This is a genomic window from Stenotrophomonas sp. ZAC14D1_NAIMI4_1 (assembly GCF_003086775.1).
Taxonomy (GTDB): Bacteria; Pseudomonadota; Gammaproteobacteria; order Xanthomonadales; family Xanthomonadaceae; genus Stenotrophomonas.
Genome location: NZ_CP026001.1, coordinates 1571299 through 1584660, shown reverse-complemented (window position 1 = coordinate 1584660; position 13362 = coordinate 1571299). Strand labels below are relative to the sequence as shown.

General features: G+C 68.0%; 9 protein-coding genes and 2 tRNA genes. 5 read left to right on the top strand and 6 right to left on the bottom strand.

Annotated elements, in window-relative coordinates:
- Positions 1-78 precede the first annotated feature (78 nt).
- Positions 79-1476 carry an ATP-binding protein gene (locus C1927_RS07285; protein WP_108746312.1) on the bottom strand — a complete coding sequence of 466 codons (1398 nt, stop codon included), beginning with the start codon at positions 1474-1476 and terminating at the stop codon, positions 79-81.
- A 6-nt stretch (positions 1477-1482) separates the two neighbouring features.
- Complete coding sequence (locus tag C1927_RS07280; protein ID WP_079221281.1) at positions 1483-2211, bottom strand: response regulator; 729 nt, start codon at positions 2209-2211, stop codon at positions 1483-1485.
- A 205-nt stretch (positions 2212-2416) separates the two neighbouring features.
- On the opposite strand from C1927_RS07280, the gene C1927_RS07275 reads away from it, so the two are divergent.
- The 3 genes from C1927_RS07275 to C1927_RS07265 are packed head-to-tail and all read left to right on the top strand — an operon-like array spanning position 2417 to position 7055.
- Positions 2417-3664: an efflux RND transporter periplasmic adaptor subunit gene (locus C1927_RS07275; RefSeq protein ID WP_108746311.1), complete on the top strand. Its 1248-nt coding sequence runs from the start codon at positions 2417-2419 to the stop codon at positions 3662-3664.
- Positions 3661-5619: a MacB family efflux pump subunit gene (locus C1927_RS07270; RefSeq protein WP_108746310.1), complete on the top strand. Its 1959-nt coding sequence runs from the start codon at positions 3661-3663 to the stop codon at positions 5617-5619. The genes C1927_RS07275 and C1927_RS07270 overlap by 4 nt, the downstream gene beginning before the upstream one ends.
- Positions 5616-7055, top strand: a complete 1440-nt coding sequence (locus tag C1927_RS07265; protein WP_108746309.1) for a TolC family protein — start codon at positions 5616-5618, stop codon at positions 7053-7055. Before C1927_RS07270 ends, C1927_RS07265 begins: the two co-directional genes overlap by 4 nt.
- Before the next feature lie 920 nt (positions 7056-7975).
- Here C1927_RS07265 and rlmB read toward each other — a convergent pair.
- From rlmB to rnr, 3 genes are all read right to left on the bottom strand, one after another.
- Positions 7976-8719, bottom strand: a complete 744-nt coding sequence (rlmB, locus tag C1927_RS07260) for a 23S rRNA (guanosine(2251)-2'-O)-methyltransferase RlmB (protein WP_079221277.1) — start codon at positions 8717-8719, stop codon at positions 7976-7978.
- A 147-nt stretch (positions 8720-8866) separates the two neighbouring features.
- Positions 8867-9361 carry a GFA family protein gene (locus tag C1927_RS07255; protein ID WP_108746308.1) on the bottom strand — a complete coding sequence of 165 codons (495 nt, stop codon included), beginning with the start codon at positions 9359-9361 and terminating at the stop codon, positions 8867-8869.
- Between the two features lie 195 nt (positions 9362-9556).
- Positions 9557-12022, bottom strand: coding sequence for a ribonuclease R (gene rnr / locus C1927_RS07250; RefSeq protein WP_108746307.1), 2466 nt, complete (start codon positions 12020-12022; stop codon positions 9557-9559).
- 128 nt (positions 12023-12150) lie between these two features.
- Here rnr and C1927_RS07245 point away from each other — a divergent pair.
- A tRNA-Leu gene (locus C1927_RS07245) sits at positions 12151-12235 on the top strand.
- A gap of 159 nt (positions 12236-12394) precedes the next feature.
- Positions 12395-12481: transfer RNA gene (locus tag C1927_RS07240), tRNA-Leu, on the top strand.
- An 89-nt stretch (positions 12482-12570) separates the two neighbouring features.
- On the opposite strand, the gene C1927_RS07235 is transcribed toward C1927_RS07240, so the two are convergent.
- Positions 12571-13317: a sulfite exporter TauE/SafE family protein gene (locus C1927_RS07235; RefSeq protein WP_079225166.1), complete on the bottom strand. Its 747-nt coding sequence runs from the start codon at positions 13315-13317 to the stop codon at positions 12571-12573.
- Between the last annotated feature and the right edge of the window lie 45 nt (positions 13318-13362).

Here is a 13362-nt window from a genome sequence, read left to right as displayed (position 1 = left end):
TAGGCCAAACACCCCTCCCGGCGTCACCGCAGCGTGAAAGCCAGGCCCTGGTTCGGGGTCAGGGCCCGGCCGCTGCCATCAGCGCGCGGCCACCGGGCTGCCCGCCGGCCACTGCACCACCGCTTCCAGGCCGCCCTCGGGCCGGTTGCGCAGCCACAGGCGTGCGCCGTCCTTCTCGGCCAGCGCGCGGGCGATGGTCAGGCCCAGGCCGGCGCCACCGGTCTGCCGCGAGCGCGAGGTTTCCACCCGCACGAACGGGTCGAACACAGCTTCGAGCTGGTCATCGGCCAGGCCCGGGCCATCGTCGGCCACGACCACGGTGATCGCACCGCCGCTGCGGTCCACCCGCACCCGCACGCACTCGGCGTACATCACCGCGTTGTCCACCAGGTTGGAGAACAGCCGATGCATGGCCAGCGGCCGCAGCATCAGCACCGCGCCGCTGCCACCTTCAAAGGCCACGTCGGCACCCGCTTCGGCGGTGTCCTCGACGATGCTTTCCAGCAGCGAATCCAGATCGAGCGCAGCGCGCTGTTCAGCGCTTTCGGCGCTGCGCGCCAGTTCCAGGCCTTCGCGCACCAGCGCCTGCATCGCCGCCAGGTCGCCGATCAGGCGCTCACGCAGGATCTCGTCGGTCACGTTTTCCAGGCGCAGGCGCAGCCGGGTGAGCGGGGTCTGCAGGTCATGGGTGATCGCCGCCAGCATCTGCGTGCGTTCGGCCAGGTGCCGCTGCAGACGATGCTGCATGGCATTGAAGGCCTCGGCGGCGCGCTGCACTTCGCGCGGACCGCGCAGGGGCAGCGGATCGCGCTGCAGGTCGTCACCCAGTTCTTCGGCGGCCGAAGCCAGTTCCTGCAGCGGCGCACTGGCCATGCGCGAAACGATATAGGCCAGCACCGCGATGGCCAGCACCAGCAGGGTCAGGAACAGCGGGTCCACGGCCAGCACGCCGTTGTGCGCCACCGCCGGCGAATCCAGCGCCAGCTTCAGCGCGGTGCCATCGCTGAGGACCACGTCCACGGCGCGGCACTTGGGCGGAATGAAGGATGGATCGCGTTCGCGCGGCGGGCGGCGGTGGCCCGGCGGCGGCGGCGGCAGCAGTTCCTGCAGCTTGGGGATGCACGAGCGGAACGAGGTGAAGTGCACGTGCGCCCGTGCCACCGGTCCGGGACGGTCATCCAGCACTTCCATCAGCGCGGTGTCGATGCGGCCCACGCGCGCACCGGACGGCAACGCGCGCACGCTCGGCCCGCCCATCTCCAGCAGGCGATCGCGCAGTTCCGGGTTGCCGTCGAGCAGGTTGACGTAGCCCTGCAGCCGGTCGGCAATGCGGTTCAGGTTCTGCCGTTCGAAATCCTGCTGGCGCTTGGACGTGGCCAGCATGGTCGCGCCGATCGCGGCCACCGCCATGCCCAGCAGCAGGATCACGAACAGCCGCCCCACCATCGAGGACAGGAAGTGGCGCAGGCGCTTCATCACGGCTTATTCCAGGTTGACGGCCGAGGCCAGCACATAGCCTTCGTTGCGCACGGTCTTGATCAGCCCATCGGGGCCGCCATCGTCGGCCAGCTTGTTGCGCAGCCGGCTGACCTGCAGGTCGATCGCCCGGTCCTGCGCTTCGTAGTTGCGGCCACTGCTGAGCGCGACCAGCTGCTCGCGCGAAAGCACCTTGTTGGCGTGCGCGATGAACACCCGCAGCAGGCGGAACTCGGCGCCGGACAGCACCACCACGCGGCCATCGGGGTCCACCAGGTGGCGGTGTTCCAGATCGAAGATCCAGCGCGAGAAGCGTGCGCGGCGCACGGCCAGCGGTTCCAGGTTGGCCGGCAGCGCCTCGGTCCGGCGCAGCACGTTGCGGATGCGCGCCAGCAGCTCGCGCGGCTCGAACGGCTTGGCCAGGTAATCGTCGGCGCCCATTTCCAGGCCGAGCACGCGGTCGATCGGCTCGGCACGCGCGGTGAGCATGATCACCGGCGTGTTCGAGCGCGCGCGCAGGTCACGGCACAGGGTCAGGCCATCCTCGCGCGGCAGGTTGAGGTCGAGCACGATCAGGTCCACGTGCTCGCGTTCCAGCAGCTGTCGCATGCTGGTGCCATCGGCCGCGGTGCTGACCAGGTAGCCGGCGCGGCCGAGCTGTTCGGCCAGCAGGGTGCGGATGTCATTGTCGTCGTCGACGATCAACAGGCGATGCATCGGGTTTTCGGTCTCCATGTCGCGATTTTCCCGTGTCGGGAGCTGAACCGCATCCTGTCCGGTGCGTACCACTGTATCGACGCCGGGGCGGGATACCTGCAGTTACGCGTTTTGGCCGCCAGTGTTACACATGGACACACCTCGAGGATTGAGCCAGCCCGCGCCCGATCTTCACAATGCCCAGCAATGCCGCTGCGGCGGCCTGCCTGAGTGAAGCCCGCACGTGATCTCCCGCCTGTTGCCCGCGACCCGCCGGGGTCGTCTGATCGTGATTGTCCTGCTTGTGGTGATTGCTGCCGCGTGCGCCTGGTGGCTGCTGCGCAAGCCCGCCGCCCCGGCCCTGGCCACCAGCCCGGTCAGCCGCGGCGACATCGAACAGACGGTGGAAGCCACCGGCGTGATCGACGCCTACAAGCTGGTCAGCGTCGGCGCGCAGGCTTCGGGCCAGATCAAGTCGCTGAAGGTGCAGCTGGGCGATACGGTGAAGGAAGGCGACCTGATCGCCGAGATCGACGCCACCACCCAGCAGAACCAGGTGCTCAACGCGCAGGCCTCGCTGGACCAGGTGATCGCCCAGCGCGCCGTGCAGCAGGCCAGCCTGCGCCAGGCCGAGCTGGACTTCGCCCGGCAGAAGGAGATGCTGGCCGCCGAGGCCACCTCGAAGCAGGAATACGATGCCGCCGAGGCGACGCTGAAGACCGCCCGTGCCCAGTTGCAGTCCTACGAGGCGCAGATCAAGGGCCGCGAAACCGAGCTGGGCACCGCCCGTGCCAACCTGGCCTACACCCGCATCACTGCGCCGATGGACGGCACCGTGGTGGCGGTGGTGGCCGAGGAAGGCCGCACGGTGAACGCCAACCAGACCGCGCCGACCATCGTCATGCTGGCGCGCCTGGACGTGGTCACCGTCAATGCCGAGGTGTCCGAGGCCGACGTGGTCAAGATCAAGGCCGGCATGCCGGTGTACTTCACCACCCTGGGCGACCCGGACCGCAAGTACCACGCCACGCTGCGCCAGATCAATCCGGCGCCGTCGTCCATCGCCAACGAAAGCTCGTCCAGTTCCAGCAGTTCCTCCAGCTCCAGTTCCAGCAGCGCGGTCTACTACAACGCACTGTTCGACGTGGAAAACCCGGATGGCACCCTGCGCATCGACATGACCGCGCAGGTCTCGGTGCTGCTGCAGCAGGCCAAGGGCGCGCTGCTGGTGCCGGCCGTGGCGCTGGGCCCGAAGACCCGTGACGGCGAGCGCGTGGTGCGCGTGGTCGACGCGCAGGGCCAGCCGCAGCCGCGCAAGGTCAAAGTCGGCATCAACAACGGCGCCTCCGCGCAGATCCTGTCCGGGCTGAAGGAGGGCGAGCGCGTGGTGGTCGGCGAAGGCGGTGCGGCCGCGTCCAGCAGCGGCACCGGCAACCGCGGCGGTGGTGCCATGCGCATGGGCGGGCCCGGTGGCATGGGCCCGCGCCGATGAGCACGACGGCGCCCCTGCTGCGCCTGCGTGACCTGCGCCGCGAATTCCCGGCGGGCGACGATGTCATCGCCGTGCTGCGCGACGTCAACCTGGACATCCATGCCGGTGAGATGGTGGCCATCGTCGGCCAGTCCGGCTCGGGCAAGTCCACGCTGATGAACATCCTCGGCTGCCTGGACCGCCCCACCCGCGGCAGCTACCAGGTGGCCGGCCGCGAGACCGGCAAGATGGAACCGGACGAGCTGGCCGAGCTGCGCCGCGGGCATTTCGGTTTCATCTTCCAGCGCTACCACCTGCTGGGCGACCTCGATGCGCGCGGCAACGTGGAAGTGCCGGCGGTGTATGCCGGCAGCCCCGGGCCGACCCGCAATGCGCGCGCCGAGCAGCTGCTGCAGCGGCTGGGCCTGGGCGACCGCATGCACCACAAGCCGGGCCAGCTGTCCGGCGGCCAGCAGCAGCGCGTGTCCATCGCCCGTGCCCTGATGAACGGCGGCGAGGTGATCCTGGCCGACGAGCCGACCGGTGCGCTGGACACCCGCTCCGGCGAGGAAGTGATGGGCATCCTCGGCGAGCTGCATGCTGAAGGCCACACCATCATCCTCGTCACCCACGACATGAGCGTGGCCGAACACGCCCAGCGAATCATCGAAATCCGCGACGGCGAGATCATCGCCGACCGCGCCAACCCGAAGGCGCCCAGCTACCGCGCGCAGCGCCAGCCAAGCACCGACGTGGCCCATGGCAGCAGCTGGCGCGCGGCGCGCGACCGCTTCACCGAAGCGTTCCGGATGGCACTGCTGGCGATGAACGCACACCGCCTGCGCACCTTCCTGACCATGCTCGGCATCATCATCGGCATCGCCTCGGTGGTCTCGGTGGTGGCGCTGGGCAACGGCTCGCAGCAGCAGATCCTGCAGAACATCAGCGCGCTGGGCACCAACACGATCGACGTCTATCCCGGCCGCGGCTTCGGTGACATGCGCTCGGCGCGCGTGCAGACGCTCAAAGCCAGCGACGCCGATGCATTGTCAAAGCAGAGCTACGTGGACAGCGCCACGCCCAGCGTGTCGACCTCGGTCACGGCGCGCTACCGCAACCAGTCGGCCACCGCCCAGGTCAGCGGCGTGGGCGAGCAGTACTTCCGGGTGAAGGGCGTGACCCTGCTCGCGGGCAGTTTCTTCGACAGCGATTCGGTGCGTGGCCTGGCCCAGGAAGGCGTGATCGATGAGAACACGAAGACCCAGTTCTTCCCTGACAGCGATCCGATCGGCGAGGTGATCCTGCTCGGCAACGTGCCGGTACGCGTGGTCGGCGTGGCCAAGAAGCAGAGCTTCGGTTTCGGCGGCAGCACCAGCCTGGGCGTATTCGTGCCCTACACCACGGTGATGTCGCGCATGCTGGGGCAGAGCCATGTCTCCAGCATCACCGTGCGCGTCAACGATGAAACACCGATGGATGCGGCGCAGGAGGCCATCACCCGCCTCCTGACCCTGCGCCACGGCACCGAGGATTTCTTCCTCAGCAACAGTGCCGAGATCCGCGAGACCATCGAGCAGACCACGCGCACGATGACCCTGCTGATCGGCGCCATCGCCGCCATCGCGCTGCTGGTCGGCGGCATCGGCGTGATGAACATCATGCTGGTGTCGGTGACCGAGCGTACCCGCGAGATCGGCGTGCGCATGGCGGTGGGGGCGCGGCAGAGTGACATCCGCCAGCAGTTCCTGATCGAAGCCGTGCTGGTCTGCCTGATCGGTGGCGTGCTCGGCATCGGCCTGGCCCTGCTGGTGGGCGCGCTGATCGGCCACTTCTCCAGCAACTTCCAGGTGGTGTTCTCGACCGCCTCGATCATCGCCGCGTTTGCCTGCTCGACCCTGATCGGCGTGGCGTTTGGATTCCTGCCGGCACGCAATGCCGCCCAGCTCGACCCGGTGGAGGCCCTGGCCCGCGAATGAAGATGATGACCCGACTGACCTCCCCTGCCCCCTCGCGCCTGCTGCTGGCTGGCGCCGTGCTGCTCGCCCTGTCCGGCTGCGCCTCGGTGGTCCGCTATCCCACTGCGGACCCCGCCGTGGCCACGACCTATGGCCGTGGCGATGCCACCCTCAATGCGCCGGCCGACGACCCGCGCAGCGGCCTGGATACCCCGGGCCGCGATATCCGCCAGGACACCTGGTGGACCGGCTTCGGCGATGAGCGCCTGGATCGCCTTGTCGCGCAGGCCCTGGCCGCCAACAGCGACCTCGGTGCGGCCGGCCTGGCCGTGCAGCGTGCCCGCCTGCAGGCCGGCCTGGCCAGCAACGCCCTGTTGCCGCAGCCGTCCTCGTCCGGCGTCAGTGCCAGCGGCAGCCGCCCCACCGACCAGGCCGCCGACTGGAGCCGCGGCTATTCCACCGGCGTGTCGCTGTCGTGGGAGGTGGACCTGTGGGGCCGCCTGCGCACCGAGCGCGACATCGCCCGCTGGGAAGCCCAGGCCAGCGAGGAAGACCGGCAGAACACCGCCCTGCTGGTGATCGGCGACACGATCAGCCAGTACTGGTCGCTGGCCTACCTCAACCAGTCGATCGCCAGTGGCGAAGCCAACCTGCAGCGGCTGGAGCGTACCCGCGACCTGGTGCAGGCCCGCTTCGACGCCGGTGCGGTATCGCGGCTGGAAGTGCGCCAGGCGCTGCAGAACCTGGAATCGCAGCGTTCGGCGCAGAGCGCGCTGGAACAGCAGCGGGTGGAAGTCCGCAACGCATTGACCGTGCTGCTGGATGGCACGCCGTGGCCACAGCAGGACGAGCCGCAGGACCTGCAGGCCGCGCGCAGCCCGGGCATCGACGAAGGCCTGCCGGCCGATCTGCTCGGCCGCCGCCCCGACCTGCGCGCGGCCGAACTGCGCCTGCGCAACAGCCTGAAGACCATCAAGGTGACCGCTACCCAGTACTACCCGGCGCTGAGCCTGACCGGCAGCCTCGGCTCCAGTGCGACCTCGCTGGGGGATGTGCTGCGCAACCCGGTGGCCACGCTCGGCGCCGACCTGTCGCTGCCCTTCCTCAACCTGCAGCGTGCGCAGCTGGACACCGACATCGCCGGCACCGCCTACCAGATCGCCGCGACCAACTTCCGCAAGACGCTGTACACCGCGCTTTCGGAAGTGGACAACGCACTCTCCGCGCGTGAGCAGCTGGCCCGCCAGGTGGCGTCCTCGCAGGCGTCCTATGACCAGGCGGTGGAAGTGGAGCGCGCGCAGGAAGTGCGTTACCGCGTGGGCGCCACCGACCTGCGCACCTGGCTGGAAGCGCAGCAGACCCGCCGCGATGCCGAGCTGTCACTTGCCCGCGTGCGGCAGAGCCAGCTGAGCAACGACGTGACCCTGTTCAAGGCCCTGGGTGGCAGCGCGGGGTGAGGCAATGCGGGGCTGCGCCCCGCACCCGCCGAAGCAACGGCAACGTCAACGTCAACGTCAAAAGCTGGCTCCCTGTGGGATGGCGGGGTGGGTCCGGTGGCAGGGGACGCCGTGAACCCATCCCTGGGGGCTTGGTCGCGGCTTGCTCGTGTGCGCTGTCCTGCGCACACGGCAAGACCGGGGTTGGGCGTCCTGCCCAACCCGCCCGAGGCATGCCTCGGGCCCATGCCGCTCACACCCCTGCCACCGGACCCACCCCGCCCTCGACAGACTTCCGCGATCTGTCGGAATCTGCTGCTGATGGTGGGTGCCGACCGTTGGTCGGCACGGGCCCTGACCCTGGTTCTGCTCTGGTAGGTGTCGACCTTGGTCGACACGATCCTTCCGATCACAAGAAGCGGTCAGACCCCTTTTCCCGCAGGAAAGGGATCTGACCCCGATCACGTCGTGCCGGCCGATCAACCGCGCTGGCGCACGGCCTCGAACGCACGAGCTGTCGGAATCTGCTGCTGATGGTGGGTGCCGACCGTTGGTCGGCACGGGCCCTGGCCCTGGTTCTGCCCTGGTAGGTGTCGACCTTGGTCGACACGATCCCTTCCGTAGAGCTGAGCACACAAAAAAGGGTCAGACCCCTTTTCCCGCAGGAAAGGGATCTGACCCCGATCACGTCGTGCCGGCCGATCAACCGCGCTGGCGCACGGCCTCGAACCCGCGAGCTGTCGGAATCTCCTGCTGGTGGTGGGTGCCGACCGTTGGTCGGCACGGGCCCTGACCCTGGTTCTGCCCTTGTGGGTGTCGACCTTGGTCGACACGATCCTTCCGATAAAAAAAGGGTCAGATCCCTTCTCCTGTTGGGGAGGGATCTGACCCCGATCACGACAGCCGAGCGTGGGCTCGGCTCTACAGAAGCTGCCGGCCGATCAACCGCGCTGGCGCACGGCCTCGAACAGGCTGACGCCCGCGGCGACGGAGACGTTCAGGCTCTCGATCTCGCCCGGCATCGGGATCTTGACCAGGCCATCGCAGTTCTCGCGGGTCAGGCGGCGCAGGCCATCGGCTTCACCGCCCAGCACCAGCGCGATGTTGCCCTTCAGGTCCAGCTGGTACAGCGAAGCGGTGGCCTCACCGGCCAGGCCGTAGATCCAGACGCCCTGCTTCTGCAGGTCCTTCAGGCAACGCGACAGGTTGGTCACCGCCACCACGGGGATGAGGTCGGCGGCGCCGGCCGAGGTCTTGCGCACAGTCGCATTGACCGTGGCCGACTTGTCCTTGGGAATGATCACGGCGGTGGCACCGGCCGCGGCGGCCGAGCGCAGGCAGGCGCCCAGGTTGTGCGGGTCCTGCACCTCGTCCAGCACCAGCAGCAGGGCCTTGCCCTCGGCGGCGGTGACCAGGCCTTCCAGCTCGTTCTCGCTGTAGGTGCGGGCGGCGGCATAGCGCGCGGCCACGCCCTGGTGGCGCACCGAGCCGCCGACACCGTCCAGCGCCTGGCTGTTGACCTTGCGCACGTCGATGCCCTTGCGGCGGGCGTTTTCCTCGATTTCGACCAGGCGCGGGTTCTTCGCACCGGCCTCGACCAGCACTTCGCGCACGTTGTCAGCGTCGTTCTCGATGGAGGAGGCGACGGCGTTGACGCCGACGATCCACTGGCTGTTCTTGCTCATGCGGGGGCCGAACCGGAAAGGGGGTGGCTATGGTAGAGCATCGGCGTCGGCCGCGCTGCGCGCTCGCCGGCCATGGCCCCTTGGTTGGTGGGTGCGGACCGTTGGTCCGCACGCCTTCGCCGGGCCTGGCCCGGCGCTACCCGCCGTTCATCCTTCGGCTGAACGGCTGCGCGCCGGCCAATGCGGGGTGTCGTGGTCGGGGTGCTGGTGGGACACGACCGTGGCCAGGAACTCGAGCGCCTCCACATCCTCCTCGGTACGGGTGCCGGGCAGCTGGCCCAGGCCGTCCACGAACGGCAGCTTGCGCTCCATGCCGTACTGCCGGGTGGGCGGCAGGCGCTCGGGTTCGTCGAAGGCACCGGCGGCCACGGCCATGCCGTCCGGGGCCTCGTAGGTCAGCGGGGTGCCGCAGTCGCCGCAGAAACCGCGCCTGACCACGTTGGAGGACTGGAAATAGCGCGGCTGGCCACGGGTCCAGCTGAACTGCACGCCGCGCACCGAAACCAAGGGCGCGTAGTACCCGCCGAAGGCCTTCTGGCACATCCGGCAGTGGCAGATCGAGCTGTCGGTGAGGGCGCCACGCGCCTCGAAGCGAATGGCGCCGCACTGGCAGCCGCCGTGGTATTCGGGTTGGCCTTGCATAGTGCTTTCCTCCGAAACGTCGTGCCAACCAACGGTTGGCACCTACCGGGTGAGGAATCTGCCAACCAACGGTTGGCACCTACCGGGTGAGGAATCTGCCAACCAACGGTTGGCACCTACCGGATGAGGAATCTGCCAACCAACGGTTGGCACCTACCGGATGAGGTGGGTGCCGACCGTTGGTCGGCACGCCTTTCAATACTGCTTCTTTTCGCGCTTGGCCGGCTTGCCCCGTTCCGGCAGCGGCGGCAGGCCATCGCCCTCGTCCTCTCCCTTGTGCTCGACCAGGCGGAAGTCGATCTTGCGCTCTTCCATGCTGGCCTTCAGCACCAGGATGCGCACGCGGTCGCCCAGCCGGTAGCTGCCGCCGCGGCGTTCGCCGGTCAGCGTCTTGCGGGTGGCGTCGAACTTGTAATAGTCCTGCGGCAGCTGGGTCACGTGGACCAGGCCCTGCACCTTGGAATCATCCAGCTCCACGAACAGGCCGAAGCTGGTCACGCCGCTGATCACGCCGTCGAACTGGCCACCGACATGCTTCTCCATCCATGCCGCGCGGTAGCGCTCGTCGACCTCGCGCTCGGCCTCGTCGGCGCGACGCTCGCGCTCGGAACACTGCAGCGCCAGCGCAGCCATCTCGCGGGCGTTGTAGGTGAACTTGTCCAGCGGCTTGCCGGACAGCGCGTGCTTGATCGCACGGTGTACCAGCAGGTCGGGATAACGACGGATCGGCGAAGTGAAGTGCGCGTACGCCTCCAGCGCCAGGCCGAAGTGACCGTGGTTGTCCGGGCTGTAGACCGCCAGGCTCTGGCTGCGCAGCAGCACCGATTCCAGCAGCGTGGCATCGGGACGGTCGCGGATCTTCTTCAGCAGCTTGGTGTAGTCGCCCGGGCGCACCTTCGACCACGGCGGCAGGCTCAGCTTGAACTCCTTGAGGAATTCCAGCAGGTCGGCGAACTTGGTCTCCGGCGGCTTCTCGTGGACGCGGTACGGGGCCGGCACATGGCGCGACAGCAGATACTTGGCCGCCTCCACGTTGGCCGCGATCATGCATTCCTCGATCAGCTTGTGCGCATCGTTGCGCACCAGCATGCCGGCCTGGGTCACTTCGCCACGGTTGTCCAGCACGAAGCGCACTTCGCTGCTTTCAAACTCGATGGCGCCGCGCTTGGCACGCGCCTTGGACAGCACCTTGTAAAGCTGGTGCAGGCGCTGCACCTGCGGCAGCAGCCCGCCCATCCACGCCTTGGTATCGGCATCATCCTCGCCCACCGCCTTCCACACCTGGGTGTAGGTCAGGCGCGCGTGCGAGTTCATCACCGCTTCGTAGAAGCGCGAATGGCTGACCACGCCGTCGCGGTCGATCTGCATGTCGCAGACGAAGCACATGCGGTCGACCTTGGGCATCAGCGAGCAGATGCCGTTGGACAGGGTCTCCGGCAGCATCGGCACCACGAAGCCCGGGAAATACACCGATGTGGCGCGCTTCTGCGCTTCCTCGTCCAGCGGCGTGCCCGGGCGCACGTAGTTGGAGACATCGGCAATGGCCACTACCAGGCGGAAGCCATCGGCATTCGGTTCGCAGTACACCGCGTCATCGAAGTCCTTGGCATCCTCGCCGTCGATGGTCACCAGCGGTGTGCTGCGCAGGTCGACGCGGTCGCCGATCATCGCCGGCTCGACCACCATCGGCACCGAGGCGGCCTCGTCCAGCACCTCCTGCGGGAACTCGAACGGCAGTTCGTGGCCGTGGATGGCGGTCTCCACCACCAGCGACGCCGTCAGCTTGTCGCCGAGTACCGCGATGATGCGACCGATCGGCGGGCGGCGGCTGTCCGGTGCCTGGGTCAGTTCGCAGACAACCAGCTGGCCATCGCGCGCGCCACCGGTCTGGTCCGGCGGCACCTGCACGTTGCGCTGGATGCGCTTGTCATCGGGCACCACGTAATTGATGCCCATTTCAATGCTGAAGCGGCCGATCAGGCGGGTCATGCCGCGCTCGAGCACCCGGGCGATGCTGCCTTCGCGGCGGCCACGGTGATCGATGCCGGTCACGCGGGCCAGCACCTTGTCGCCGTGCATCACCTTGCGCATTTCATAAGGCGGCAGGAACAGATCGTCGCCACCCTCGACCGGGCGCAGGAAGCCGAACCCTTCCGGGTTGGCGATCACCACGCCGGTGACGAGGTTCAAGGTCTGGATCGGCGCGAAACCACCACGGCGGTTCTGCACCAGCTGGCCATCACGGACCATCGCGCCCAGCCGGCGCGACAGCGCCTCGGCACGGTCGGCCGCGGTCAGGCCCAGGCGCGCGCCCAATTCCTCGGCGGTCTGCGGCCCTTCGCAGCGTTCCAGCAGGGCCAGGATGGCCTCGCGGCTGGCGATGGGCTGTTCGTACTTCTCGGCTTCGCGGGCGGCATAGGGATCGTCGATCACCTTGCCGGTGGGCGGCAGCTTGCGGCCCGGGGCCGGGCCCGGTGCGGCGGCATCCGTGCCGCGACCCTTGCGGCCGCGCGGCGGTGCACCGCCTTCATTCAATTCGGGGAACCAGCCCGGCAACGGCTTGCCCGGCTTGGTGGTGCGGGCTGCGCCCGCCTTGGCGCCCTTGGTCGGGGCCTGGCTGCGGGACTTGCTCCCGCCCTTGCTTGGTTTTTTGGTAGTCATCGCCCTACATGGTAGCCGTTGCGGGCGTGCACAGCGGGTCAGAGGCGGCTTTGGAAGCACCGCGTGAAATATTTGTTGGAAGTCGTTGACAGCCTGCGGATTCATCTTCACAATTGCGCCTCTGGAACGCCCAGGTGGCGGAATTGGTAGACGCACTAGTTTCAGGTACTAGCGGGTAAAACCGTGGAGGTTCGAGTCCTCTCCTGGGCACCAACGAAAAAACTCCTCGCTTCGGCGGGGATTTTTTTTGCCTGTCATCCAGCAACAGGGGTCGAATCCCTTTCCAGAGGAAAGGCTCTGACCCCAGAGCGGGATTGTTATCGAGAAGTGTTGACACCCCGGTAACAACACCCCATAATCTCGCTCCTCGACGCCCAGGTGGCGGAATTGGTAGACGCACTAGCTTCAGGTGCTAGCGGGGGCAACTTCGTGGAGGTTCGAGTCCTCTCCTGGGCACCATGTCGAGAAAGAAAACAACCCGCGCAAGCGGGTTTTTTCTTGCCTGCAATCCAGGATGCGTAGCGCCGGGCCATGCCCGGCGAACGTAATCAGAACAACGGCCGCAGCACCAGCTCCAGCCCGAGCAGCAGCAGGAACCCAAGGAAGCACGCGCGGAACACCCGTGCACTGATGCGCTGCCGGATCACCTGCCCCAGCCACATCCCCAGCAATGCCGGCAGCACCGCCAACGCACTCAGCCCCAGCTGCTGCACGCCAAAGGCACCGTGGATCACCAAGCCGGTGGTCAACGAAATGGTCGACACGGTGAACGCCAGGCCCAGCGCCTGCACCAGCTCCTCGCGCTGCATGCCCAGCGACTGCAGGTACGGCACCGCCGGCATCACGAACACGCCGGTGGCGCCGGTCACCACGCCCGATATCGCACCCACCAGCGGCCCCAGCCAGCGCTCGCGCCGCTGCGGCACGCGGAACACCGGTGCCAGCAGCGCGTACAGCGCGTACACCACCAGCGCCACGCCCAGTGCAACGCGCGACCAGGTGCGATCCACCCGCACCAGCAGCGCGGCCGAACCCAGCGTCACCACCACCACCGCCAGCATCATCGGCCACAGCCGCCGCACGGTATGCCCCAGCGAAGGGCCGGACAGCAGCTGCCAGGCATTGGTGACGAAGGTGGGGATGAACAGCATCGACGCCGCCGCCACCGGTGACAGCGCGCCACCGAGCAACCCCATCGCCACCGTCGGCAGGCCCATGCCGGTCACGCCCTTGACCACGCCGGCCAGCACGAACACCACCACCAGCAACCCATAGAAGTACAAAGTCTCGTTCATGCCGCCATTGGAGCGGGCGCCGTGCGGGCGCACAATGCGGTCTTC